Consider the following 25,450-nt stretch of genomic DNA (forward strand, 5'->3'; position numbering starts at 1 on the left):
CCCCCTGACCGGTGAGAGGCAAGGAGAGTAGGTTGTCCCCCAGGCTCCATGACCAGAAGTTCCAGCAGGCGGTCGACGGCTTGAAGGTGCCCGGCATGGGCACCGAGGTGGTTGGTCCGCTGCTGGCCAACCTGATCCAGCTCACCCGTCCCGAGCGGGTGCTGGAGGTGGGTATGGGCTTCACCACTCCCTTCCTGGCCGCCGCGCTCGCCGACGCCGAGGAGCTCGTCCAGGCCGAGGCCGGGGCCCTGGCCGCCAAGACCCAGCGGCACCTGGCGACCGAGGGTGAGCTGAACGACTCGTGGCTGCTCTCCGAGCCGCCGCTGGTCGCCCCGGTCTCGCACCTCGCCCCCTACCGCCCGAGGCTGGTGGCGGTCGACAACCTGTCCATCGCGGACTCCTCGGCCGGACGGGTGCAGAAGGTGCTCGGCGAGCTGGGGTTGGCAGACCGGGTCACCGTGGTCAACGCCGACCTGCGGGACTCCATCGAGCGGCTTCCGGAGGACTTCGCCCCGATCGACTTCGCCTGGGTCGACGCCTGGGAGTGCCTCTACTTCTTCGACCACTTCTGGGAGTTGATCAACCCCGACGGCGGGTTGGTGGTCATGCACTACCTGATGACCTATCCGGAGGGCGAGGCACTGCTCCGCTACATCCGGGAGTTCCAGAAGGCGCATCCCGGCGAGCTGGAGACCGTGAACCTCCTGGAGTCCCAGAAGCTGATGCAGAACAGCATCACCATCCTGCGCCGCACCAGCGGGGTGCGGGAGCGCCGTTACGCCGGCGCCGGTGGCAACGTGCGGTACACGCCGGAGCTCCGGGAGCAGGCGGAGCGGCAGGTCGCGCTGGCGTCGGACCGAGGAGACACGGCACTGTGACGCGTGGTCGGCTCGGCAGGGCGTTCGGCTCATGGTTGTCGGAACTGCTGCCCGCACCAGGCATGGCGCGCAGACTCGCGTTCCTGACCGTCGTGCAGTCGACGGGGTACGGCCTGTTCCTCACGTCGAGTGCCATCTTCTTCCGGCGGGTCATCGGCCTGAGCGCGACGCAGGTCGGTGTGGGGCTCTCGATCGCGGGGCTCACTGGTCTCCTGTTCACCGTCCCCATCGGCCGGTACGCCGACCGGGTGGGAGCGCGCGGACCGCTGCTCGCCGGCTACCTCTCGCTGATCGTCCTGTTCTCCCTGTACTGCGGAGCCACGAACTTCGTCGGCTTCGTCGTGCTCGCGAGTCTGATCTCGATCGTCGAGGCCTCCATCACCCCGCTGCGGGCGGCGCTCACCTACGAGGTGTTCCAGCCCGAGGAACGGGTGCGGGTCAGCGCCCAGATGCGCAGCATGCTGAACATCGGCTTCATGGCGGGGGCGGCGATCGCCGGCGCCGCCCTGGCCGTGGGCACGCGTGGGGCGTTCAACACGGTGGTCCTGCTCACGGCCGCGGCGCACGCCAGCTGCGCGTTCATCGTGTCGAGGATCCCCCGGAGCGAGCGGCCCGACGCCGCGGCGAAGCCCGCCGCTAAACCGCGCTCCGGGATCCGGGACGTGCGCTTCGTGTCCCTCGCTCTCCTCAGCGGCGTGCTGGAGTTCTACCAGCCGATCCTGACGGTCGCCCTGCCGCTGTGGATCGCCGCTCACACCCACGTGCCGAGCTCGGTGAACGCGGTGCTCCTGATGCTGGACACCATCCTGGTCATCGTCTTCCAGGTCGCCGCCAGTCGTGGGGCGGAGACCGCTTCGGGGGCGGCGAAGCTGCTGCGGCGTTCCGGCCTGGTGCTGGCCGTGTGCTGCCTGGTGTTCGCGTTGACCCAGGAGGCCCCCACGGCCGTCGCGGTGCCGCTGCTCCTGCTGGGGACGGCGGTGCTGGTCCTCGGTGAACTCAGCCAGGCCTCGGGCGCCATGGGCCTCGCCCTGCATCTGCCTCCGCCGGGGAAGCAGGGCGAGTACCAGGGCGTGTTCGCCCTGGGCCGCGGCCTGCAGCAGACCGCCGGGCCCGTTCTGGTGACGACCCTCGCGGTGAGCGTGGGCCAAGTCGGCTGGGTCGTCCTCGCCGGGCTGCTCGCGGTCGCCGGGCTCGTGGTCCCCCCGCTCGCCCGGGCGGCCGAAGCGGGCCGCGAGGCGGCGCCGGAGTCCGGTCTCGAACCCGCGCGCTGACGGGACGGCCACACCCCTGCCCCAGCGGGCCCGCCGGAGACGGCGGGCCCGCTGTTCCCGTTCGGGGGGAGCTGGCGCATCTGGAGAACGCGGCGAACTCGTGGTCGGCGATCGTTCTTCTCATCCTGCCCTACCGTCTACCCGGCGTGAGTCCGTTCTCGTAGGCGGTGATCGCCAGGTGGACGCGGTCCCGGGCCTGGAGCTTGGCGAACAGGCGCGCGACATGGGTCTTCGCCGTCGCCGCGCTGATCACCAGCCGCTCGGCTATCTCAGTGTTCGACAGTCCCTGTCCGACCAGTGCCAGCACCTCGCTTGGTCGCCGCGTTCCCGTGCGGACGGTGACCGATCCACCGCACGAAGTCGGCACGGCCGGACCGACCGCACGCTGCTGCGGAGGTGAGGTCGGCACCATGGGCGGGAGCCGGGACATTTCGACCGCGGCGTGGTTCGGCGTCGAAAGCTGGGCTGGACGGTGCACAGCATGGGACGATGCAGCCATGAACCGACTCGCGGACGCGACGTCGCCGTATCTCCTCCAGCACGCTTCCAATCCGGTGGATTGGTGGCCATGGGGAGAGGAGGCGATCAATGAAGCCAAGCGGCGGGACGTGCCCATCCTCTTGAGTGTGGGCTATGCGTCCTGCCACTTATGCTTCTGCTAATTCACTGGTGTCATGTGATGGCGCACGAGAGCTTCGAGGACGCCGGGCTCGCCGGGTACCTGAACGAGCGGTTCGTCGCGGTCAAGGTGGACCGGGAGGAGCGGCCGGACGTCGACGCGGTGTACATGGAGGCCGTGCAGGCCGCGACCGGGCAGGGCGGCTGGCCGATGACGGTCTTCCTCACGCCCGACAAGGAGCCGTTCTACTTCGGCACCTACTTCCCGCCGCAGCCCCGGCACGGGATGCCGTCCTTCCGGCAGGTGCTGGAGGGTGTGGACGCGGCCTGGCGGGACCGGCGGCAGGAGGTCGGGGAGGTCGCCGGGCGGATCCGGGCCGACCTGGCCGAGCGGGCCGCCGTCTACTCGGCCGGCGCCCACCACCCGCCGGGCGACGCCGACCTGCACCAGGCGCTGGTCGCGCTCAGCCGGGAATTCGACCAGACCCGCGGCGGCTTCGGCGGAGCCCCCAAGTTCCCGCCGGCCATGGTGATCGAGTTCCTGTTGCGCCACCACGCCCGGACCGGTTCGGAAGCGGCGCTGGAGATGGCCGTCCGCACCGGCGAGGCGATGGCCCGCGGCGGCATCCACGACCAGCTCGGCGGCGGCTTCGCCCGGTACGCGGTGGACGCCGGCTGGGTGGTGCCGCACTTCGAGAAGATGCTGTACGACAACGCCCTGCTGCTGCGGGTCTACCTGCACCTGTGGCGGGCCACCGGCTCGGAGTTCGCCCGCCGGGTCGCGCTGTCGACGGCGGACTTCCTGCTGCGCGAACTCCGAACGTCCGAGGGCGCGTTCGCCTCCGCGCTGGACGCCGACAGCCTGGACGAGGAGACCGGCGCCTCCGCCGAGGGCGCCTACTACGTCTGGGAGCCCGGCCAGTTGGTCGACCTGCTCGGCCCCGCCGACGCGGCCACCGCCGCCCGACTGTTCACCGTCACCGCCGACGGCACCTTCGAACACGGCACCTCCGTACTCCAACTCCTCACCGACCCCGAGGACTTCGCCGAGTACGAGACGATCCGGGCCCGGATGTTCCAGGCGCGTGCCGCCCGGCCCGCACCCGCCCGGGACGACAAGGTGGTCGCCGCCTGGAACGGCCTCGCCATCGCCGCGCTCGCCGAGACCGGCGCCCTGCTCGAGCGCCCCGACCTCATCGAGGCCGCCGAACGGGCCGCCGACCTGCTGCTCGCCGTCCACCTCACCCCCGACGGGCGGCTGCTGCGCACCTCCCGGGACGGCCGGCCCGGCACCAACGCCGGCGTCCTGGAGGACTACGCGGACACCGCCGAGGGCTTCCTCGCGCTGTACGCCGTCACCGGCGAGACGGAGTGGCTCCAACTGGCGGGCGGTCTGCTCGACACCGTGCTCAAGCACTTCACCGACGAGACCTCCGGCGCCCTCTACGACACCGCCGACGACGCCGAGGAACTCATCCGCCGCCCCCAGGACCCGACCGACAACGCCACCCCCTCCGGCTGGACCGCCGCCGCCGGAGCCCTGCTCGGCTACGCCGCGTACACCGGCTCCGACCGGCACCGCACGGCCGCCGAACGCGCCCTCGGCATCGTCGGCGCACTGGCCGGACGGGCCCCGCGGTTCATCGGCTGGGGCCTAGCCGTCGCCGAGGCGCTACAGGACGGGCCGCGCGAGATCGCCGTCGTCGGCCCCGCCGACGACCCCGCCACCGCGGCGCTGCGCCGGGCCGCGCTGCTGGGCACGGCGCCCGGGGCGGTGGTCGCGGTCGGCGCACCCGGGGAGGCCGCCGCAGAGGTGCCGCTGCTGGCGGACCGGCCGCTGGTCGGCGGCGCGCCCGCCGCGTACGTCTGCCGGCACTTCGCCTGCGAGGCGCCGACCACCGATCCCGCCGTGCTCGGTGCGGGGCTGGGGGTCGTACTCGAATAATCGTTGGCGGGCGGGCGTCGAGCGGGGGAGGATGGGCCATGACCTGGACCCTCAGCACCTCGCTCGACGACTTCCGCGGCCGGGCTGACGACTTCCTGGCCGCCCGCCCGGCCGAGAACACCGTCCTGCTGACCATCGCCCACCGGCTCGCCGAAGCCGGGCTCGACGCGTTCGGGGAGCGGCCGCCGGTCTTCGGCTGGTGGCAGGCCGAGCCGGGCGGCCCGGTCGAGGGCGCCTTCCTCCAGACGCCGCCGTTCGCCCCCAGGCTCTCCGCCATGCCGCAGGCCGCGGCCGCCGAACTGGCGGTCCGGCTGGCTGCCGCCGGAGCCGGGTTCACCGAGGTCGCCGGGGTCGGCGGGGGAGCCGAGCCGGTCCGGGCCTTCGCCGAGGCCTGGACGGCCGCCACCGGCGCCGGGCAGTCCGTCCGCGTCGAGGAACGGCTCTACCGGCTCGGCGAGTTGGCCGACCCGCCGCGCCCGCCGGCCGGCCGCCACCGGCTCGCCCGACCGGCCGACCGCGAGCTGGCGATCCGCTGGTGGCAGGAGTTCCTGCTCGAAGTGAACGTCCAACCCCACGACGTGGCAAGGGCGGTGGACGACAAGATCGCGTCCGGCGGCCTCCACCTCTGGGAGGACGCGGGCACCCCCGTCGCCCTGGCCGGCAGCAGCCCGGTGCTCGCCGGGATGTCCCGCATCGGCCCCGTCTACACCCCGCGCGACCGCCGTGGCCGCGGCTACGCCAGCGCCGTGACCGCCGCCGCGTCCGCCCACGTCCTCGGCCTGGGCGCGGAGGAGGTGCTGCTCTACACCGACCTCGACAACCCGACCAGCAACTCCATCTACCAGCAGATCGGCTACCGGCCGGTGGAGGACTGCCTGGTGCTGGACTTCCAGGCGCGGTAGGGCGGTTACGCGTCCTTGGTCAGGTGGCCGCCGGTCACGCCGACCACCTTCGTCTCGAAGGGGTCGGAGACCGGCGCCGCGGCGGGCGGCGGCAGGTGGTCGGCGTTCTGGTAGTCGTGCGCGCAGGTGATCAGGTGGCCCCCGGCCGTCTTCATGTCAGTGGAGAGCCCGTCCAGCAGCGTCTTCCAGGCGCTGCTGCACCCCGTCAGCGCCGCCCCGCTCTGCCACCCGGCCAGGCTCCCGGCAGCCGTGCTGCTGGGCTCCACCAGCTTCGCCGTCTCGTCGGGGACCTTCCCGGCGACCGTCAGCGCGTTGTTCCCGGCGGCGGTCAACTCGCCTGGTTTGACTGTGAATCCCGGGTCCTGTCCCATCGGTTCCCCCTGACATCCGTGTCGGCTGCGGGCGCTATGGTAGCTGTGAGTGTCGTGGGGGACACAGGGCACACAGGGGGGCCTGGGATGGACATCGCAAGCCTGCGGAACGCCAAACTGGCGGACCTCTACACGGCGGCGGGGGCGTACGACACGCTGTGCAAGGCGATGGCGCAGCACGCCACGGACTGGAAGAGCGGGACCGCCGACCGGGTCCACGGTTCCCAGTGGACCGGGCCGACGGCCGACGCCGCGATGCCGGTGCTGGACGGCCTCACCGGCGAGATGCGCGCGGCGGCGACGGAGCTCGGCCTCATCGGCAAGGAGATCCGCGACTGCGCCGACGCCATGACGCTGGCCCAGGGCAGGCTCACCAATGCGCTGTCCGATGCGCAGGCCAAGGGCTTCACGGTCAGTGACACCGGCGCCGTGAGCTGGCCCGCGTCGACCAACCCGTACCAGGCTCCGGACTGGGAGACCAAGCAGAAGACGGCCGCCGACGGGATCAGCAAGCAGATCGCCAAGGCCCTGGCCGACGCGGCGGAGGCCGACGACGCCCTGACCGCAGGGCTCAACCGGTTCGCCGGGCACGCCAAGGACAAGTCGGGCCTGGACGAGAAGACGGCCGGCGCCGACGTGTACATGGACCAGTTCGGCGATGCGTCCAACCCGGTGTGGCAGCGGAACATGCCCCTCAAGGACGCGCCTCCCACCGAGGTCAACTCCTGGTGGAAGGGGCTCGGCCCGCAGGGCCAGCAGTGGTTCATCAGCCACCACCCGGAGGTGCTCGGCAACCTCGACGGCGTCCCCGCGGAGATCCGGGACCAGGTGAACCGCAAGCACCTGGAGGACCTGATGGGGCATATCAGGGGCAAGAAACCGCAGGAGCTGAACGCCAACGAGAAGGCCCTACTCGCGCTCTACGGGCCGATCGACGCCCGCCTCGCCGGCAGCAAGGGTGATCCGCCGATCTACCTGTTGGGCCTCGGTGACGAGGGCCAGGGCCGGGCGGTCCTCTCGTTCGGGAACCCGGACACCGCGACCGACATCTCCGCATACGTGCCAGGAATCACCACCACCATGGCCAGCCTCGGGCCGGGGGCGAACGACGGGACCAACGAGGCGGAGAACGCGCTGAACCTCTACCGCGCCGCGAGCGGCAAGGCTCCGGCGGGCCACTCCGTGGCCTCCGTCGTCTGGCTGGGGTACGACTCGCCGGGGATGGACTTCGGGGCCGCGTCGACGAAGGCGGGCAAGGACGGCGCCCCGGCGTACGCCAAGTTCATGAGCGGGGTACGGGCGAGCCACGAAGGCACCCAGCCGCCGCACGTCACCGCAGTCGGGCACAGCTACGGTTCGTACCTGGTAGGCCAGGCCACCAAGCTCGCCACCCAGCCGGGGTCGCACTACGTGCCGCCGGACGACGTGGTCTTCATCGGCAGCCCGGGCGTCGGCGTGGACAAGGCCTCCGACCTCAAGATGCCCCCTGGCCACGTCTGGGTCGGTGCCGCCGACAACGACATCGTGACGCACGCCCCGCCCAAGTTCAGTCTCGACCCGGACGAGCGCTGGTACGGACGGGACCCTTCGAGCAAGCACTTCGGCGCGAACCGCTTCACCGTCGACGACTGGAGCCGTGGCAACCCCATCGATGCGCACACCAAGTACCTGAACGGGCGGGGCGGGCCCTCGCTGGACAACATCGCGGCCGTCGTCACGGGCAGCGGGGGCGTCAAACTGCAGGGTCAACGCGGGTGAAGCGGCCGCGACCTGCGCTGGGCTGTTCCGTGGTGGCGGCGGTTGTGCTGGCCACCGGGCTGGGGCTGTTCTACAACGGGTACGGGCCGATGGCGCTGAAAGACCGGGATACCACCCAGCTGAGCCCGGGTGAGGCGAAGGCGGGGCTGGATGGTAGCTTGCAGGCGGCCATGGGGGCGATCGTTCCCCCGATGGCTTACTTCGGCGGGTTCTACGCCGTGGACCGCGGGCCAGAGCACGCCGACGGTGAGCCGAGCCTGTTGTCCGGTGTCAGGGAAGTGGTCTCGGTTCGGACGAAGGTGACCCCCGCGAAGGTGCCAGTGCTGCTGGAACAGATGACGCGGCTTTGGGGCAGCGACTGCCGGCAGCCAGACACCACGGGCGGCATGGCGACGAACTACACCGAATTGCACTGCCCCGGACACGGAGACACCCTGTTCACGCTGTCGGTGGTCAGTTCCACGAATGACTCGACCGTGCAGGTGCTCATGAGCGCAGAGGCGTTCATGGTGCGCTACCAGCCCGGAAGGGATTACGGCGCCCCTCCGATCGGCGAGCGGCCTACCGGGCACGAGCTCGCCCCCGACGTCGACGACCCCTACTGGTCACACTGACCGCCCGCCTCACTCCCAGTCCCACCGGATCCCCAGGATGCACGGCCGTACCGCCGTCGCCACCAGGTGAACGCAGTGGTGGCCGTCGAGGGTCAACTCCTCGTTCTCGTAGGGGGTTTCGCCGGGGGAGTGGAGGGCGAAGCGGTGGCAGCGGACGGGGAGGGCGGCGGGGTGGAAGGTGATCTGGAGGACGTACTGGCCGGCGCCGGAGTTGAAGCCGCGGACGTATTCGCAGCTGGGGTCGGGGGAGGGGGCGTCGTCGAAGCCGTAGCCGAGGAGGTGGGTGTCGCCGGCGCGGAGGCGGCGGTCGAGGAGGAGTTCGGCGGCGAGGAGGTGGTGGGTGTGGTCGCGGCGGACACGACCGGGGCGGCAGTTCTCCTCGGCGCGGACGCCGACCAGGGTGATGTCGCTGCCCGGGTCGCCCTGGTAGAGGGCGAGGTAGCGGTCGATGCCGTCGCGGTGGGCGCGCAGGGCGTGTTGGGAGTCGCGGCGGGTGACTTGGCGGTCGGGGCCGATCCGGACGCGTTCGATGTGGGTGATGGTGTGCAGGCCGGTGTCGCGGGGGCTGGCGAGGGTGGCGAGCAGGTGGTCGACGGCGGTGGCCGGGGAGATCAGGTCGCGGTACGGGCGTACGGGGGGTCCGACGGTGGTGGTTGCGCGGCGGGGGCCGAGCAGTCGGGTGAGGGAGTGCTCGGGCAGGTCGAGGACGTCTTCGAGGGCGGCGACGGCGCGCAGTGACTCGGGGCGTTCGGGGCGGCGTCGGCCCTGTTGCCAGTAACTGAGGCTGGTGAGGCCGACGGTGACGCCGCGCAGTGCGAGGTGACGGCGGATGCGGTGCAGGGCGAGGCCGCGGGCGGTGATGGCGGTGCGCAGGGCGAGGTGGAAGGGGCCGGTGCGCAGGGCGGCGGCGAGGTCGGCTGGTTCGCTTCGGTGGATGGCGGCCTCCTGGCTGACGCAGGGCTTACCGGGCTGAGCGGGTGCAGCCCGGCGCGGACCGGGTTTTGACCGTGAATATTCACATCCGCGCGGCGGTTTGTCACCGGTCCGGGCGTCTCGCGCTGCGGTTTCCCGGGTGCCGTTCACATCCGGGCCGCTCCGTTCACACCGTGATCGGGCCCCGTCCGGGCCCGTTGACCAGCCTCCGACAACGGCGCGATGCTCGGGGCGCGATCCGGACCGCGCCCCCCACACAGCACCACGCTCCACTCGTGCAAGGAGGCATCCCCCCATGCCAGTTCCACGGATACGGCTGCGCCGTGCGGTCGCCCTGCTCGCCCTCGGCGTGCTGGGTCCGGCGCTCACCGCCGCGGCGACCACCCCCGCGGCCGCCGCCCCCGCCGCCCCCGCCCAGGACCGGGCCTCGCACCAGGTCCGCCGGGCGGCGGCGCCCGGCAGTACGGCCGACCTGGCCGGCACGTACAAGAAGCTCAACATCACCATGCAGCAGCAACAGCAGACCAACTGGTGCTGGGCGGCGAGCGGCAACACCATCGCCACCTGGTTCGGCTACAACTACAGCCAGAACCAGTTCTGCAACGCCGCGTTCGGCCGCTCGATCGACTCCAGCTGCCCCAACAGCCAGGCCTCGCTGGCGGACGTGCAGAACGGGCTGGACTGGGTCGGCATCAACCCGGGCTCGTACGTCACCGGGTACCTGCGCTACGGCACCGTGCAGTCCGAGGTCGACGCCAACCGGCCGGTGGAGACGCGCATCCAGTGGAGTTCGGGCGGCGGGCACATGCACGTCCTGTACGGCTACGACACCGGCAACAACTGGGTCTACTGGGGCGACCCGTGGCCGTCCAACTACCGCTACAACTGGGCGGACTACTGGTACTACGTGAACAACGACACGTTCTCGTGGACCCACTCCCTGTACCGGATCGGCGCGTGAGGACGACCATGACCGAGCTCAGCAAGGCCCGTCAGGCCGCCGTCACCGCCCTGCTCGCCGCCGGCCTCGCGCTGGTGACCGCCCCGGCCGTGCACGCCGCCCCCTCCGTACAGGGCGCCCCCTCCGCGCAGGGCGCCCCCGAACCGGTGCCCGCCGCCGACCTGGCCCGGGCCCACCGCGCGGTCCAGGACCCGTCGGTGCTCGACAAGGTGGGCCACTTCTTCGCCCGCAAGGGCGTTCCGCCGACCCAGCAGCTGACCATCGGCGCCGCCGAGGAGGCGAAGGCGGCGGACGACGCGGCGCCCCGCCTGGCCGGGGACACCGTGCCGGTCTACACCCTGGACGCCGGTTTCGTGGCCGGCACCCCGGGCGCCCCGGTGGCGAAGGCCGAGTTCACGGCGAGCAAGGTGGTCGCGGCGGACGGGCAGACCGCCTCGGTCTGGACGGTCCGCCAGGGCGACGCCTGGCGGGTCGTCAACATCGCCTCCGGCGGCGACGAGAGCGACTACGCGGCGAAGGCGGCGGACGGCGGCGGCGGTACGGCCTTCCGGGAGCCGCAGGTCAACGCCTGGTACGTGCTGCGCGGCGGCCGGGTGCTACCGCTGGACGACGAGGCCCGGCGCTCGGTGGGCGCGGGCGGGGTGTCGCTGGCCGCGTACCAGAAGCTGGTGCACCAGCGGTACGGGGACAAGCTGCCCGGTTCGGCGTACGACCGGGAGGGCAAGGGCGGCGGCTACCGGCTGGACGCCGCCCCCGAAGCCGCCCCCGAAGCCGCCCCCGAAGCCGCGCCCGAAGCCGCCGCGGAGCCCGCGGCGGACAACGACTCGGCGCTCCCGGCCGTGACGGCGGCCGCGGCGCTGGGCGCCACCGCGCTGGCAGCCGCGGGCGTGGGCGCGGGCGCGGTGCTGCGTCGGAAGCGGGTCGCCCGCTGAACCGGCGGACACCCACCGGGGCCCGGCTCGGCGAGCCGGGCCCCGAACCGCCATCGTGCCGGGGCGAACCCGCTCACACCCCGGCGAACCCGCTCTCCAGCAGCGCGAAGGTGCGGTCGACCAGGTCGGCGATGTCCTCCTTGCCGTCGTCCGCGGCCCACTGCAGCACGGCCTCGGTGGTGGCGGCGCCGATGGCGGCGGCGGTGACCCGCATCTCGTAGGTGGGTTCCTCAAGGCCGGCCCGTCGGGTGAGGACGGCGAGGTAGAGCTCGTGCGGGCTGTTGCCGGTCCGGAACAGTCCGGCGCGCAGCGCGGGGACCTGGGTGACCAGCCGCATCCGGGTCAGCAGTTCCTGGCGTTCGTGCTGGAGCAGGGTGCGGATCAGATCGATGAGGGTCTCCCGGCAGGAGCGGAGGAAGGGTTCGCCGGCCGGGCGGTCCATCAGGGCGGCGATCATCGCCGGGTCGTACTCGTCGGTGAGGACGAGGTCGTCCTTGGTGGCGAAGTACCGGAAGAAGGTGGAGGGGGAGATCTCGGCGGCGGCCGCGATCTGCTCCACCGTGGTGTTCTCGTAGCCCTGTTCGGAGAACAGCCGGTACGCCTCGCGGCGCACGGTCTGCCGGGTCTTGAGCTTCTTGCGCTCGCGCAGCGACAGCGGCGCCTCCAGCAGGGCCTGGACCGGGTTGGTCGGGGCGTCCGGGAGGGCCGCGGTCGGCTGCTCGGTCTTCATGTCCCCGATCTTCATGTCCCCGATTATCGGCGATCTGCGGCGCTGGTGGGTTCGGCCTCCGCCGCGGCCTCCTCCGTGGCCTCCGCCGCGTCCTCGTTCGCGGGCTCGGCAGCGGGCATCCGGGCCGCGACCAGCACCGCCGAGCCGACCGCGACCAGCCCGGCGACCAGCAGCACCACCGTCATGCCGTGCACGTACGCCACGTGCGCGGCGGCGCTGAGCGCCGGCCGTCCGGACTCCCGGGCGATGGCGTCGGCGGCGACCACCGACTTCCCGGCCCGGTGGGCCGCCTCGGCCGGCAGCGCGCCGGTGTCGAGCGCGCCCCGGTACGCCCCGGCCAGCAGGCTGCCGAAGGCGGCGATCCCGATGGCGCCGCCGACCTGCCGCAGGGTCTGGAGCAGCCCGGAGCCGACCCCGGCCCGGGCGGGCGGCAGGGTGATCAGGGCGGAGGACTGGGCGGTGATCAGCGACAGGCCCATGCCCACGCCGACGACGGTGAGCCAGATCGCGGCCCGCCCGTACCCGTCGGAGGCGTCGGTGCGGCTGCCGAACAGCAGTGCGGCGCCGAGCAGGGCCAGGCCGAGGGCGATCACCGCGCGGGCGCCGAGCCGCGTCACCAGTTGCTCGGTGAACCTCGCGGCGGCCAGCAGGCCGAGCATCATCGGCATCAGCCGCAGCCCGGAGCCGAGGGCGTCGGTGCCGAGCACGCTCTGGAAGTAGAGCGGCAGGACGAAGAAGGCGCCGAACAGGACGAGCGAGATCAGCGTGGCGGCGACCGAGGACCAGCGGAAGGTCGGGTCGGCGAGCAGGGTGAGGTCGAGCATCGGGTCTCGTTGGCGGCGGCTGCGCAGCACGAGTGCGGTGAGCAGGAGGACCGAGCCGATCAGGGTGGTGAGCACCAGCGGGTCGGTCCAGCCGCGGTCGGCGCCCTCGATGATGCCGTAGGTGAGCGCGCCGAGTCCGGTGGCGGCGAGTGCGGTGCCGGGCAGGTCCATCCGGGGCGCGGCGGGGTTGCGGCTCTCGGGCAGCAGCAGGACGCAGGCGACGATGCCGATCGCGGTCAGCGGGACGTTGACCGCGAAGACCGAGCCCCACCAGAAGTGCTGGAGCAGCAGGCCTCCGATCAGCGGTCCGAGCGGGGCGCCGCCGGCGATGGCGGCGGTGAGGATCGCGGTGGCCCGGCGCCGTTCGGCGGCCGGGAAGATCGCCGGGATCACCGCGAGCGACATCGGCATGACGAGCGCTCCGGCCAGGCCCATCGCGGCGCGGGCGGCGATCAGGGTGCCGGGGGAGTCGGTGAGCATCCCGACGGCGGAGGCGAGTCCGAACAGGGCGAGGCCGGCGGTGAGGGTGCGGCGGCGGCCGTAGCCGTCGCCGAGCAGGCCGGCGGGGAGCATCACGGCTGCGAAGACCAGCGTGTAGGCGTCGACGATCCACTGCTGCTGCCCGGTGGTGGCCTGCAGCTGCGCGGCCAGGGTGGGCAGGGCGACGTTGAGGATCGTCATGTCGAAGCTGATCACCAGGACGCTCAGGGCGACAGCGACCAGGGCGAGCCGGCGGCGCGGGTCGGCGGCCGTGTCGGTGGCAGCGGGAGTGGCGGGTGTGGGAGTGGGCGGAGCGGCGGGCATGGCGGCCTCCAGGACCCTTGGTGAAAGTCTCTGTCAAATGACAGTAACTCTCAAAAGATGTTGGCCGTCAATATGAAAGCAACGTGATTGAACGGATACTCTCCGTGATGTGTCCTGGAAGTGCTGCTTCCGCACAAGGAATTGACGCAACGTTGATCTGTCGTTCGCCGCCTCGGGGCGGTCCCGAGTGACTGTCGGTAGATACCATGTGGCAATCGGTCAGTGCTGGCCGGACGCGTGCCGAGAGCGGAGAAGGGGTGGCGCGGCAGGAGCCGACCACGGGCCCGGCGCCGGGAAAGGGGAGCCGAAGTGGCCGACAGTGACGACAGGCGGGCGATTGCCCAGGTGCGGGGCGCGGCCTTGGTGGTGGGTTCCGCGCTGGCCGTGGTCGCGGCCTATCTGATCAACGGCGCTCCGCTGGTCCTGCTGGTCGCCGGGGTCGAGACGCTGCTGCTCATGGTGTACGTCGGCCGTCGTTGGCGCGCGCTGCACCAGCGGGCGTCCCTGGCCGGGCACCGGCGGCGGCGCGGCATTCCGGACGCCGCCCACTGTGAGCGCTGCCGCCGGGCCCGGGAGGCGCTGGACGCCCGGTAGGCGCGCGAGGCCGCCGCATCGGCGGTCCGCGCGGTGCGCCCGGAGGTCGAGTCGGAGCTGCCGGAGCCGCCGGAGTCGGCGGATGCGGTGCACTCCCCGCAGTCGGAGTCCGGCGTCGCCGACCACTCGCCGTACCCGCGCCGCCCGCAGGGCCGGGCCCCGTACGAGCGGCCCTGGACGGCCGAACGGGCGGCCGGCCGGTCCGTGGACCGGTCGACCGCCCGTCGGGGTGCGCCGGGTTCAGCCGGCCGCGCTGTACGCCACCAGTGAGACGCCGACGTACTGGACGATGAAGGCGCCGAGGGTGAAGGCGTGGAACACCTCGTGGAAGCCGAACCAGCGGGGTGAGGGGTTGGGTCGCTTGAGTCCGTACACCACGCCGCCGATGCTGTAGAGCACCCCGCCGACGATCATCAGCACCAGGACGACGACCCCGCCGGTGCGCAGGAAGTCCGGCAGGAAGAACGCGGCGGCCCAGCCCAGCGCGATGTACACCGGGGTGTACAGCCAGCGCGGCGCGCCGACCCAGAACACCCGGAACGCTATCCCGGCCAGCGCCCCGCCCCAGGCCACCCAGAGCAGTGTCTGCTGGGCGGCGCCCTTGAGTAGCAGGATCGTGAACGGCGTGTAGGTGCCCGCGATGATCAGGAAGATGTTCGCGTGGTCCAGCCGCCGCAGCACGGCGTCCCCGCGCGGGCCCCAGTCGAAGCGGTGGTACACCGCGCTGACCCCGAACAGCAGCCAGGCGCTGACCGAATAGATCGCGCAGGCGATCTTGGCCGGCGTGGAGTCGGCCAGGCAGATCAGCACGATCCCGGCGGCGACGGTGGCGGGGAACATCCCGGCGTGCAGCCAGCCGCGCCACTTCGGCTTGCCCTCCCGGCTCTCGGCCGGGCCCTCCCCAATGCTCTCCGCGAGCGCAGCAGCAGTCATGGGCAGCATGCTACCGGCGACCTACGGAACCGTAGGTTACTGACGCGTAAGGAAGTGGCGATCGTCACTCTTGGACGTTTTGGAGTATTTGAAGTGTGGCCCCGCGCACTCCGGCCCGGACGTGAGCGCCCTGTTACTGGCTAGTAATCATACTTTCCGTAGTAAAAGATGCGTCAATTTCGCCTCGGTGCCGCGTTGGGGCCTTGGACCCGGAGCTACGCTGCAAGCACCCTCAGACCCCCGCGACGCCGTCTCCTCGACGAGACGGCGTGAAACGGAGCGATCGTGTCGTACGAGATCTCTGCTCTCAGCGCATCCGCGCCCACCCGCCACAAGCAGCTGCTCGCTTGGGTGAGCGAGATCGCCGAGCTCACCCAGCCGGACCGCATCGAGTGGTGCGACGGTTCCGACGAGGAGTACCAGCGCCTCGCGGACCTGCTGGTGGCTCAGGGCACCTTCAAGAAGCTGAACGAGGAGAAGCGCCCCAACTCCTACTACGCCGCCTCGGACCCTTCGGACGTGGCGCGCGTCGAGGACCGCACGTTCATCTGCTCCGAGCAGGAGAAGGACGCCGGCCCGACCAACAACTGGAAGGCCCCCGCCGAGATGCGGGCCATCTTCACCGGTGAGGGTGGCTTCCAGGGCGATCAGGGCCTGTTCCGCGGCGCGATGAAGGGCCGCACGATGTACGTCGTGCCCTTCTCGATGGGCCCGGTCGGCTCCCCGCTGGCCGCGTACGGCGTCGAGATCACCGACTCCGCCTACGTCGCCGTGTCGATGCGCGTGATGACCCGCATGGGCCAGGCCGTGCTCGACCAGCTCGGCGAGGACGGGGAGTTCGTCAAGGCCGTGCACACCGTCGGCGCCCCGCTGGCCGAGGGCCAGGCGGACGTGCCGTGGCCGTGCAACAGCACCAAGTACATCTCGCACTTCCCGGAGACCAAGGAGATCTGGTCCTTCGGCTCCGGCTACGGCGGCAACGCCCTGCTCGGCAAGAAGTGCTACGCGCTGCGCATCGCCTCGACCATGGCCCGCGACGAGGGCTGGCTGGCCGAGCACATGCTGATCCTGAAGCTCACCCCGCCGTCCGGCGAGGTCAAGTACGTCGCGGCCGCCTTCCCGTCGGCCTGCGGCAAGACCAACCTGGCCATGCTCCAGCCGACCATTCCGGGCTGGAAGGTCGAGACCATCGGCGACGACATCGCCTGGATGCGCTTCGGCAAGGACGGCCGCCTGTACGCCATCAACCCCGAGGCCGGCTTCTTCGGCGTCGCCCCCGGCACCGGCGTGGACACCAACGCCAACGCCATCGACACCCTCTGGGGCAACGCCGTCTTCACCAACGTCGCCCTCACCGACGACGGCGACGTGTGGTGGGAGGGCCTCACCGAGGAGCCCCCGGCGCACCTCACCGACTGGCGCGGCAACGACTGGACCCCCGAGTCCGGTACCCCGGCCGCCCACCCGAACGCCCGCTTCGCCGTTCCGGCCGCGCAGTGCCCGACCATCGCCCCCGAGTGGGAGGACCCGGCGGGCGTGCCGATCTCGGCGATCCTGTTCGGCGGCCGCCGCGCCACCGCCGTCCCGCTGGTGACCGAGTCCTTCGACTGGCAGCACGGCGTCTTCCTGGGCGCCAACATCGCCTCCGAGAAGACCGCCGCCGCCGAGGGCACCGTCGGCGAGCTGCGCCGCGACCCGTTCGCGATGCTGCCGTTCTGCGGCTACAACATGGGCGACTACTTCGCCCACTGGCTGAAGGTCGGCGCCGAAGCGGACGCCGCCAAGCTGCCGAAGATCTACTACGTCAACTGGTTCCGCAAGAACGCCGAGGGCAAGTTCGTCTGGCCCGGCTACGGCGAGAACAGCCGCGTGCTCAAGTGGATCGTCGAGCGCCTGGAGGGCACCGCCGAGGGCGTCGAGACCCCGATCGGCGTGCTGCCGAAGGTCGACGGCTTCGACCTGGGTGACCTGAAGCTGTCCGAGGAGGACCTCGCCCTGCTCTTCACCGTGGACGCCGACATCTGGCGCCAGGAGGCCGCGCTCGTGCCGGCCCACCTGGAGCTGTTCGGCGACCACACCCCGAAGGAGCTGTGGGACGAGTACCGGAGCCTGGTCGCGCGCCTCGGCTGAGCCTGAGCCTCAACCGAGCGAGAGGCGGCCGCGCGGCACGAACCGAGCGCCCCGCCGATGCGACAGGACGGCCGGAGTTCCGCCGGACGATCTTTCCCCGACCAAGGAGATCGTCCGGACCGGGACTCCGGCCGTAGTGCTTTCCCCTCCGGCGAGCGGTCAAGGCTGGGTGTAGCCGCTGAGGAAGTCGCCGATCCGGGTCACCGCTTCGGTGATCTCCTCCGGTCGGGGCAGCGTGACCAGCCGGAAGTGGTCCGGCTCGGGCCAGTTGAAGCCGGTGCCCTGGACCAGCAGGATGCGCTGGGAGCGCAGCAGGTCCAGCACCATCTGGGCGTCGTCCTTGATCTTGTAGACCTTGGGGTCCAGCCGCGGGAAGGCGTACAGCGCGCCCTTCGGCTTGACGCAGCTCACCCCCGGGATCTGGTTCAGCAGCTCGTACGCGGCGTCGCGCGAGGCGAGCAGCCGGCCGCCGGGCAGCACCAGGTCCTTGATCGACTGCCGTCCGCCGAGCGCGGCGGCCACCGCGTGCTGGGCCGGCATGTTGGCGCACAGCCGCATCGAGGCGAGCACGGTCAGGCCCTCGATGTAGCTGTGGGCGCGCTGGCGGTCGCCGGAGAGCACCATCCAGCCGGAGCGGAAGCCCGCGACCCGGTACGACTTGGACAGTCCGTTGAAGGTGACGCAGAAGAGGTCCGGGGCCAGGGTGGCCAGCGGGACGTGCTCGGCGTCGTCGTAGAGGATCTTGTCGTAGATCTCGTCCGCGTAGACCACCAGCTTGTGCCGGCGGGCGATCTCGACGATGCCCTCCAGCACCTCGCGCGGGTAGACCGCGCCGGTCGGGTTGTTCGGGTTGATCACCACGATGGCCCTGGTCCGGTCGGTGACCCTGGCCTCGATGTCGGCGAGGTCCGGGTACCACTCGGCCTGCTCGTCGCAGCGGTAGTGCACCGCGGTGCCGCCGGCCAGCGAGACCGAGGCGGTCCACAGCGGGTAGTCCGGCGCCGGGACGAGCACCTCGTCGCCGTCGTCCAGCAGCGCGGTCATGGCCAGCTGGATCAGCTCGGAGACGCCGTTGCCGAGGAAGACGTCGTCGACGGAGAGCCCGTGCAGCCCGCGGTCCTCGTAGTGCATGACCACCGCGCGGCGGGCGGCGAGCAGGCCCTTGGAGTCGCCGTACCCGTGCGCGTTCGCGAGGTTGCGCAGGATGTCCTGGAGGATCTCCGGGGGCGCCTCGAAGCCGAAGGTGGCCGGATTGCCGGTGTTGAGCTTGAGGATGCGGTGGCCCTGTTCCTCCAGCCGCATCGCCTCGTCGAGAACCGGGCCGCGGATGTCGTAGCAGACATTGGCGAGCTTGCTGGACTGGATGACCTGCATGTCTGCCTACTCTAGGGGCACGCCGGGGCCCCGCGCCGGGCATCCGGGGACACGGCTCGCGGGGCCCGGAAGCGCCTCCTTGGATCGGCAGGCGAGGGCATCGAACGGCCTTCCAAACGGTGGCCCGGTGTCCGGAATGCTCGTGTATGCGAGGACGCTGTCGGTTTCTCGGGCGGAACGAGACGGACAGCACACAAGCCGACCGCCGCGGACGGGAAGATGGGCCCCGGTGCGTCGACGAGGAGGGGGTGGGCCGGTGGTGGCGGTCGTGGCCGGGGCGGTACTGGTCGGTCTCCTGCTGGCTCCGCTCTTGCGCGGACTGATCGCCCGCTTCGCCGTGCCTGAGGGCGAACCCTGGTGCGAGGCCTGCCCGTTGTGCGACCGCGCGGTCGGGCGGCTGCTGCCGCCGACCGGGCGCTGCCCGGGCTGCCGGGGCCGTCTCGGGGCCGGTGCCGGGACGGTGGAGGCGGTCGCGGCGGCGGTCGCGGTCACGGTGGCGTACGCGGCGGACGGGCCGCAGACGGCGGCGCTCGCCTGGGCGGGCGCGCTCGGCGTGGCGCTCGGTTTCACGGACGGGCGGGTGCGCCGGCTGCCGTACCGGCTGACCGTGCCGCTGCTGGCCGGAGTGGCCGCGCTGCTGGCGGTGGCGGCGCTGGCCGAGGGCCGCCCCGGGGTGCTGCTGCGCTGCCTGCTGGTCGCGCTGACGGTTGGGGCGCTGCTCGAAGTCGCCGTCCAGATAGGCGCGTTGGGCCCCGGCGACTCCCCGCTCGGGCTCGCCCTGGGCGGACTGCTCGGCTGGTACGGCTGGTGGGTCGCGATCGGCGGGCTGTTCGCCGCGGTGGTGCTCGCCGGGCTCTGGGGCACCCTGCGGGCCGCCGCCCTGCTGGTCCGCCGGCGCCCGTGGCGCGGACTCGAAGTCCCGGTCGGCCCGTTCCTGTTGCTGGGCGCGCTCACCGCGGTGCTCACCAGGTGAGCGGGTGGCGGAAGGGGCCCGCCGTACCGGAGTCGGTACGGCGGGCCCCGCCGTCGGCGCGCGGGCCCCACCCTCAACGAGCGGCGCGCCGAAGGGAGTCAGGTCCCGGAGTGCCTCACGGCATCTTGTGGACGAACGGGCCGACCGCGTTCGAGAACGCGTTGCCGTTGTTGGCGTCCCAGTTGGTGGACCAGGTCATCGCGCCCCGGATGGTGGGCCACTTCGCCGGCGGCACGAAGCTGCCGCAGTTGTTGCCGGTGGCCAGGCAGTTGAGCGCGTTGTTCACCACCGACGGGTCGACGTAGCCACCGCCGGCCGCCCTGCTGGAGGCGGGGACGCCGATGCCGACCTGATCGGGCCGCAGGCCGCCCTGGATGTGGGTGCAGACCTGCGAGGTGATGAAGTCGATCGTGCCCTGGTTGTAGACCTTGCCGTCGCAGCCGTTCATGCCGCCCGAGTTGTAGAACTGGGTGTTGACGACGGTCAGGATGTCCTTGGTGTTGAGCGCCAGCTGGAAGTAGGCGCCGGAGGTGCTGTACATCCCGATGGTCTCGGGGGCCATGGTCAGCACGAAGCCGGGGCCGACCTTGGCCTGCAGGGCGTGCAGCGCGTCACCGAGCGGGCCGGCCTGGACGCCGTTCTCCAGGTCGACGTCGATGCCGTCGAAGCCGTAGTCCCTGATGATCGAGTAGGCGCTGTTGGCGAAGTTCGCCCCGGCGGTGGCGTCGCCGACGCTGATCGCGCCGTTCTGGCCGCCGATGGAGAGGACGACCTTCTTGCCGGCCGCCTGCTTGGCCTTGATGTCGGCGCGGAACTGGGCGTCGGTGTAGCCGCCGAGCGCCTTGGACAGGCCCGGGTCCAGGGTGAAGCTGATCGCGCCGGTCTGGGTCGGCACGGCGTCGGCGAAGGAGACCGCGATGATGTCGTACGCGTTCTGCACGTCGCTCAGGCGCTGCGGGGTCGAGCCGTTGTCGAAGTTCTGCCAGTAGCCGGTGACCACGTGCGCGGGCAGGCCGGTGGCCGGCGGGGTGGTGGCGGTCGGGGTCGCGGTCGGCGTGGCCGTGGCCGTCGGCGTCGAGGTCTGGGTGGGCGTCGCGGTGGCGGTGGCCGTCGGCGTCGGGGTCGGCGTCGGGGTGGGCGTGGCCGTCGGAGACGGGGTGGAGGTGCCGCCCGGGCCGATCAGCGCCACGTCGTCGGCGAGGTAGGCGCCCTGCCCGTACCAGCCGTGCAGGTAGACGGTGACGCTGGTGGCGTTCGCCCCGGTGGTGAAGCCGGTGGACAGCTGGTTCCAGCTGGTCTGGTTCGACCAGGTGGACGGGTCGGTGCCGCCGGTGCCGCGCGCGCCGAGGTAGACGTACGGGCCCTGCACCCAGGCGCTGAGCGTGTAGCTGGTGTTGGGCAGCACGCTGATCGTCTGGGAGCACTCGGCGGTGTCGCCCGCACCCGGGGCGGCCCGCAGCGCGCCGCTGCCGGAGTGGACCGGAGAGGACACCGCGGTCGCGCCGCCGGTGCAGGACCAGCCGCCCAGTCCGCTCTCGAAGCCGCCGTTGGTGACCAGGTCGCCGACCGCCGCGCCGGCGCCGCCGGCGAAGAGGGCGAGGCCGCCGCCGGCCAGGGCGAGGGCGGTGGCGCCGGCCGCGAGGGCCGGGAGGGGGCCGCGCCGGCGCTTGTGCGCGGGCTCGTTCAGCGTACGGGCCATGGGTGACGCTCCTGGGGAAGGAGCGGCCGCCGCGGTGGGGGGCGCGGCGGCCGCGTGTGGGGGAGGGGTCCGCAGGTGACTCAAGGGGGCGGGCCGTGGTGCTTCCGCCCCGGGACAAAAGCTGGACTAGACCATTGCCGGCCGTCAAGCGTCGGACAACGGGCTTACGGCTCCCTTAAGGATTCGGAGACCGATCCGTGTCCACGACGGGCGCGCCGCCGGCAGACCGCGACACGCCCGCCGCGACAGACTTCGTACAGGACCGTGACCAGACCGCTACCTGGGGCTTTACCGTGCGCCTGCGCGCCGGAGTAGGCTGCGCCGGGGCGGTGACGCACCAGTCTGAACGAGTACGGAGGGGCCGGGAAACCATGGGTCTGCGCGATGTCGCCGAACGGACGCCGGGGCTGCGCACCCTGCTGGGCGGGATGTACGGACTCTACGGCCGCCGGGTCGAGGTCCACCTCGCGCGCACCCCGCACCACATCGGCGTGATCCTGGACGGCAACCGCCGCTGGGCCAAGGCCACCGGCGGCTCCACCGCGTACGGCCACCAGCGCGGCGCCGACAAGATCAGCGAGTTCCTCGGCTGGTGCGACGAGACCCACGTCAAGGTCGTCACCCTGTGGATGCTCTCTACCGACAACCTGGACCGCCCGGCCGACGAGCTGGTCCCGCTGCTCGGCATCATCGAGGACGCCGTCACCGGCCTGGCCGCCGCCCGCCGCTGGAAGGTCAACCCGGTCGGCGCGCTGGACCTGCTCCCGCAGCACACCGCCGACGTGCTCAAGCGCGCTGCCGAGGAGACCGCCGGGATCGACGGCATCACCGTCAACGTCGCGGTGGGCTACGGCGGCCGGCACGAGATCGCCGACGCCGTCCGCTCACTGCTCCAGGAGCACGCCGGGCGCGGCACCCCGATCGAGGAACTGGCCGAGATCCTCACCGTCGAGCACATCTCCGAGCACCTCTACACCGCCAACCAGCCCGACCCGGACCTGATCATCCGCACTTCGGGCGAGCAGCGGCTGTCCGGTTTCCTGCTCTGGCAGAGCGCCCACAGCGAGTTCTACTTCTGCGAGGCGTACTGGCCGGCCTTCCGCAAGGTCGACTTCCTGCGCGCGCTGCGCGCCTTCGAACAGCGGCACCGGCGGATGGGCCTCTGATCCGGAGCCCCTCCCGGGCCGTTCCGGGACGGGCCCGGGGTGCATCCGGGTGGAATGACCGCCGTAGGCCTGGCCTACCCGGGCCGCGCGCGAGGCCAAACGTTCACCGGCAATGATCCGTCAGTTCGCCGGGGACGCGAATGCACCGCTCCCCGCCTGGGAATACTCCAGTCAGTCCGGCCCCGAGGCCACCGGGGCAGCGGGGGCCGGCTTGCCGCGGATGACGCAGGGTCATCCGCTCTGGAGGCCTAGTGGTCAGTTCCAAGAGCCGCCGGACACCAGACCGGCGCACGTACGTTCTCGACACCAGCGTGCTCCTGGCGGACCCGCTCGCCATGACCCGCTTCGAGGAGCACGAGGTCGTCCTTCCGGTGGTGGTCGTCACCGAGTTGGAGGCCAAGCGGCACCATCCGGAGCTGGGCTACTTCGCCCGCCAGGCGCTGCGCCTGCTCGACGACTACCGCATCCGCCACGGCCGGCTCGACGAGCCGATCCCGGTCGGCGAGTTGGGCGGGACCATCCGGGTCGAGCTCAACCACTCGGACGTCTCGATACTGCCGGTCGGCTACCGGGCCGGCGGCGGCGAGGCGGACACCCGGATCCTGGCGGTCGCCCGCAACCTGCAGGCCGAGGGCTACGACGTCACCGTCGTCTCCAAGGACCTCCCGCTGCGGATCAAGGCCAGCTCGGTGGGCCTGCTCGCCGAGGAGTACCGGGCCGAGCTGGCGATCACCTCCGGCTGGACGGGCATGTCCGAACTGCACGTCGCGGCCGATCGGGTGGACGCGCTGTTCGCGGCCGGCCACGACGCGGCGGTGGACGTCGACGGAGCCGACGAGCTGCCGGTGCACACCGGACTGGTGCTCACCTCGGAGCGCGGCCGGGCGCTCGGCCGGGTGACCGGCGACGGGCGGGTCCGGCTGGTGCGCGGCGAGCGCGAGGCGTTCGGGCTGCGCGGGCGCAGCGCCGAACAGCGGGTGGCGCTGGACCTGCTGCTCGACCCGGACATCGGCATCGTGTCGATGGGCGGCCGGGCGGGCACCGGGAAGTCGGCGCTGGCGCTGTGCGCGGGGCTGGAGGCGGTGCTGGAGCGGAGGCAGCACCGCAAGGTGATGGTCTTCCGGCCGCTGTACGCGGTCGGCGGCCAGGAACTCGGCTACCTGCCGGGCTCCGAGGCGGAGAAGATGGGCCCCTGGGCGCAGGCGGTCTTCGACACCCTCTCGGCGGTCACCACCCCGGACGTGATCGAGGAGGTCATCTCCCGCGGGATGCTGGAGGTGCTGCCGCTGACCCACATCCGGGGGCGCTCGCTGCACGACGCCTTCGTGATCGTGGACGAGGCCCAGTCCCTGGAGCGCAACGTCCTGCTGACGGTGCTGTCCCGGATCGGCCAGGGCTCGCGGGTGGTGCTCACCCACGACGTGGCGCAGCGGGACAACCTCCGGGTCGGCCGGTACGACGGCGTGGTGGCGGTGGTGGAGAAGCTGAAGGGGCATCCACTCTTCGCCCACATCACGCTCACGCGCTCGGAGCGTTCGCCGATCGCGGCGCTGGTCACGGAGATGCTGGAGGACATCCACCCGTGAACTGCCCCTGACTGGGGCATAGTCGGACAATAAGGTCAACTTGCGGCGCGGGGCCCGTTCCTGAAGGAACGGGCTCCGCGCCCCTTTCATCACATCGAGTGCTTTCTGTCCGGAGAACTCCCGCGCGGTGAATGTGACATGCGCCACGCAGGCGGGAATTGCGTCGACCGTGCCCGGTGCGGCATGGTGAGGGTTCTGTCAGGCCCCGCGTACGGCGCGGCAGGGCTTCCGGACCCCGGAAGTCAGGCCCCGGATGGTCCGCCAACTCCGGTCGGTGGACGCACAATTGAAGACCGTTGAGCCGTACGCCGCCCGCTTTCAACGCCCGGTCGCCTCACCTCGGCCGGACGCCGGGCCAGCACCTCCCGTGACCAGAGCACCGTGCGGAGGTCCGTGCCAAGGGGCATGTTGCGTCCGCACGGTCACGCGTGGGCGATGCTGGAAGGAATCCATGTGACTCGGATCTCGGTCCGGGGAGTTGCTGTGGCCTCCGCCACCGCCGTCACCGCTGTCGGTGCCGTCGTTGGTATGGCCTCGGGCAGCGAGGGCAAGACCATGCAGACGGTCGACGTCGCCGGCGCGACCCTGCTTGCCGAAGTCCCCTCTGGCGCCCAGGCGCAGACCATCAGTGACAACATCGGCCAGCAGGCATCCGCCCAGCAGGCCTCCGCCGACGCCGCGGCCAAGGCCGCCGCCGAGCAGAAGGCCGCCGAGGAGGCCGCGCGCCAGAAGGCCGCCGCGGACGCCCAGGCGAAGGCCGACGCCCAGGCCAAGGCCGACGCGGACAAGGCCGCCAAGGCCGCCGCCGACCAGCGCGCCGCCGACGCCGCCGCCGCCAACCGCTCCAAGTCGCGTTCGGCGATGGCCGCGGTGGACGACAGCGCTCCGGCGGTCTCGGTCAGCCCCGGCTCCGTCCAGGACATGGCCCGGCAGATCGTCGGCAACGACGCCCAGTTCCAGTGCTTCAGCCAGATCGTGAAGCGTGAGAGCGGCTGGGACTACACCGCGACCAACAGCGGCTCCGGCGCCTACGGTCTGGTCCAGGCCCTGCCCGGCTCCAAGATGGCCTCGGCCGGTGCCGACTGGCGCACCAACCCGGCCACCCAGATCAAGTGGGGCCTCAGCTACATGAACAGCCGCTACGGCAGCCCCTGCGGTGCCTGGTCGTTCTGGCAGGCCCACAGCTGGTACTAGGAGGGCCCGCCGCCCCGCGGGGTGGCGCTCTCCGCACGGCCCCCGGCCGCTCGTCCCGTTCGACGGGCGGCCGGGGGCCGTCGTGCTCTCCGGCCGGCCGGAAGCCGTTGCGCTCTCCTGCCTCTCGGCAAGGGCGGGCCGCGCCGCCCGGGCTGCGCTGACCAGTGCGCCCACGGGCGGTGCGGTCCTGGGCGCGGACGCGGGGCGCGGGAAGGGGTCCTGGTTGCTTCCCGCACCGGCCGGTCCGCCGACGGTTGGCT

At 71.9% G+C, this 25,450-nt stretch carries 21 protein-coding genes and 1 pseudogene; 14 read left to right on the forward strand and 8 right to left on the reverse strand.

Annotated elements, in window-relative coordinates:
* The first annotated feature begins 32 nt into the window (after positions 1–32).
* Positions 33–878: a hypothetical protein gene (locus ACIG5E_RS08050; protein ID WP_396532334.1), complete on the forward strand. Its 846-nt coding sequence runs from the start codon at positions 33–35 to the stop codon at positions 876–878.
* Between the two features lie 62 nt (positions 879–940).
* Positions 941–2,149, forward strand: coding sequence for an MFS transporter (locus ACIG5E_RS08055; protein ID WP_396532335.1), 1,209 nt, complete (start codon positions 941–943; stop codon positions 2,147–2,149).
* Positions 2,150–2,279: 130 nt separating this feature from the next.
* Here the strand turns inward: ACIG5E_RS08055 and ACIG5E_RS08060 are convergent, their stop codons facing one another.
* The gene (locus tag ACIG5E_RS08060; RefSeq protein WP_396532336.1) at positions 2,280–2,561 is read right to left on the reverse strand and encodes a response regulator transcription factor; all 282 of its coding nucleotides are present in this window, start codon (positions 2,559–2,561) and stop codon (positions 2,280–2,282) included.
* 85 nt (positions 2,562–2,646) lie between these two features.
* Here ACIG5E_RS08060 and ACIG5E_RS08065 point away from each other — a divergent pair.
* Together ACIG5E_RS08065 and ACIG5E_RS08070 are read left to right on the forward strand one after the other, a co-directional pair.
* Positions 2,647–4,712, forward strand: a pseudogene (locus tag ACIG5E_RS08065) (thioredoxin domain-containing protein).
* A 38-nt stretch (positions 4,713–4,750) separates the two neighbouring features.
* Positions 4,751–5,614, forward strand: a complete 864-nt coding sequence (locus ACIG5E_RS08070; protein WP_396532337.1) for a GNAT family N-acetyltransferase — start codon at positions 4,751–4,753, stop codon at positions 5,612–5,614.
* Positions 5,615–5,619: 5 nt separating this feature from the next.
* Here ACIG5E_RS08070 and ACIG5E_RS08075 read toward each other — a convergent pair whose 3' ends face one another.
* A complete protein-coding gene (locus tag ACIG5E_RS08075) occupies positions 5,620–5,946 on the reverse strand; it encodes a hypothetical protein (RefSeq protein ID WP_396532338.1) in 327 nt (108 codons plus the stop codon).
* A 126-nt stretch (positions 5,947–6,072) separates the two neighbouring features.
* Here ACIG5E_RS08075 and ACIG5E_RS08080 point away from each other — a divergent pair, with 126 nt between their 5' ends.
* Both ACIG5E_RS08080 and ACIG5E_RS08085 read left to right on the forward strand, forming a co-directional pair.
* A complete protein-coding gene (locus ACIG5E_RS08080; protein ID WP_396532339.1) occupies positions 6,073–7,743 on the forward strand; it encodes an alpha/beta hydrolase in 1,671 nt (556 codons plus the stop codon).
* Between the two features lie 44 nt (positions 7,744–7,787).
* The gene (locus ACIG5E_RS08085) at positions 7,788–8,357 is read left to right on the forward strand and encodes a hypothetical protein (RefSeq protein ID WP_396532341.1); all 570 of its coding nucleotides are present in this window, start codon (positions 7,788–7,790) and stop codon (positions 8,355–8,357) included.
* A 9-nt stretch (positions 8,358–8,366) separates the two neighbouring features.
* On the opposite strand, the gene ACIG5E_RS08090 is transcribed toward ACIG5E_RS08085, so the two are convergent.
* Positions 8,367–9,293: a hypothetical protein gene (locus ACIG5E_RS08090; RefSeq protein ID WP_396532522.1), complete on the reverse strand. Its 927-nt coding sequence runs from the start codon at positions 9,291–9,293 to the stop codon at positions 8,367–8,369.
* 292 nt (positions 9,294–9,585) lie between these two features.
* Here ACIG5E_RS08090 and ACIG5E_RS08095 point away from each other — a divergent pair, with 292 nt between their 5' ends.
* Both ACIG5E_RS08095 and ACIG5E_RS08100 read left to right on the forward strand, forming a co-directional pair.
* Positions 9,586–10,251 (forward strand): papain-like cysteine protease family protein, encoded by a 666-nt coding sequence (locus ACIG5E_RS08095; RefSeq protein WP_396532343.1) that lies wholly within the window; start codon positions 9,586–9,588, stop codon positions 10,249–10,251.
* A gap of 8 nt (positions 10,252–10,259) precedes the next feature.
* On the forward strand, positions 10,260–11,183 hold the full coding sequence (locus ACIG5E_RS08100) for a hypothetical protein (RefSeq protein ID WP_396532345.1): 924 nt from the start codon (positions 10,260–10,262) through the stop codon (positions 11,181–11,183).
* Positions 11,184–11,256: 73 nt separating this feature from the next.
* Here ACIG5E_RS08100 and ACIG5E_RS08105 read toward each other — a convergent pair whose 3' ends face one another.
* Both ACIG5E_RS08105 and ACIG5E_RS08110 read right to left on the reverse strand, forming a co-directional pair.
* Positions 11,257–11,928 (reverse strand): TetR family transcriptional regulator, encoded by a 672-nt coding sequence (locus ACIG5E_RS08105; RefSeq protein ID WP_396532346.1) that lies wholly within the window; start codon positions 11,926–11,928, stop codon positions 11,257–11,259.
* An 8-nt stretch (positions 11,929–11,936) separates the two neighbouring features.
* Positions 11,937–13,541, reverse strand: coding sequence for an MFS transporter (locus ACIG5E_RS08110; RefSeq protein ID WP_396532347.1), 1,605 nt, complete (start codon positions 13,539–13,541; stop codon positions 11,937–11,939).
* Positions 13,542–13,850: 309 nt separating this feature from the next.
* Between ACIG5E_RS08110 and ACIG5E_RS08115 the strand changes: the two genes are divergently transcribed.
* Entirely contained in the window at positions 13,851–14,135 is a 285-nt protein-coding gene (locus tag ACIG5E_RS08115) for a hypothetical protein (RefSeq protein ID WP_396532348.1), read from the forward strand.
* A 240-nt stretch (positions 14,136–14,375) separates the two neighbouring features.
* Here the strand turns inward: ACIG5E_RS08115 and ACIG5E_RS08120 are convergent, their stop codons facing one another.
* Positions 14,376–15,068 (reverse strand): hemolysin III family protein, encoded by a 693-nt coding sequence (locus ACIG5E_RS08120; protein ID WP_396532350.1) that lies wholly within the window; start codon positions 15,066–15,068, stop codon positions 14,376–14,378.
* Positions 15,069–15,353: 285 nt separating this feature from the next.
* Here ACIG5E_RS08120 and ACIG5E_RS08125 point away from each other — a divergent pair, with 285 nt between their 5' ends.
* Positions 15,354–17,198 carry a phosphoenolpyruvate carboxykinase (GTP) gene (locus tag ACIG5E_RS08125; RefSeq protein ID WP_396532352.1) on the forward strand — a complete coding sequence of 615 codons (1,845 nt, stop codon included), beginning with the start codon at positions 15,354–15,356 and terminating at the stop codon, positions 17,196–17,198.
* Between the two features lie 159 nt (positions 17,199–17,357).
* On the opposite strand, the gene ACIG5E_RS08130 is transcribed toward ACIG5E_RS08125, so the two are convergent.
* Positions 17,358–18,572: a pyridoxal phosphate-dependent aminotransferase gene (locus tag ACIG5E_RS08130; RefSeq protein ID WP_396532354.1), complete on the reverse strand. Its 1,215-nt coding sequence runs from the start codon at positions 18,570–18,572 to the stop codon at positions 17,358–17,360.
* Positions 18,573–18,828: 256 nt separating this feature from the next.
* Here ACIG5E_RS08130 and ACIG5E_RS08135 point away from each other — a divergent pair, with 256 nt between their 5' ends.
* Positions 18,829–19,545, forward strand: a complete 717-nt coding sequence (locus tag ACIG5E_RS08135) for a prepilin peptidase (RefSeq protein ID WP_396532355.1) — start codon at positions 18,829–18,831, stop codon at positions 19,543–19,545.
* Positions 19,546–19,660: 115 nt separating this feature from the next.
* On the opposite strand, the gene ACIG5E_RS08140 is transcribed toward ACIG5E_RS08135, so the two are convergent.
* Positions 19,661–21,244, reverse strand: a complete 1,584-nt coding sequence (locus ACIG5E_RS08140) for a chitinase (protein ID WP_396532356.1) — start codon at positions 21,242–21,244, stop codon at positions 19,661–19,663.
* A gap of 371 nt (positions 21,245–21,615) precedes the next feature.
* Here ACIG5E_RS08140 and ACIG5E_RS08145 point away from each other — a divergent pair, with 371 nt between their 5' ends.
* From ACIG5E_RS08145 to ACIG5E_RS08155, 3 genes are all read left to right on the forward strand, one after another.
* A complete protein-coding gene (locus ACIG5E_RS08145; RefSeq protein WP_191898844.1) occupies positions 21,616–22,410 on the forward strand; it encodes an isoprenyl transferase in 795 nt (264 codons plus the stop codon).
* Between the two features lie 251 nt (positions 22,411–22,661).
* Entirely contained in the window at positions 22,662–23,996 is a 1,335-nt protein-coding gene (locus ACIG5E_RS08150) for a PhoH family protein (RefSeq protein WP_396532357.1), read from the forward strand.
* Between the two features lie 453 nt (positions 23,997–24,449).
* Positions 24,450–25,190, forward strand: a complete 741-nt coding sequence (locus ACIG5E_RS08155; protein WP_396532358.1) for a transglycosylase SLT domain-containing protein — start codon at positions 24,450–24,452, stop codon at positions 25,188–25,190.
* Positions 25,191–25,450 lie beyond the last annotated feature (260 nt).

This window comes from Kitasatospora sp. NPDC053057 (genome assembly GCF_044546945.1).
Classification (GTDB): domain Bacteria; phylum Actinomycetota; class Actinomycetes; order Streptomycetales; family Streptomycetaceae; genus Kitasatospora.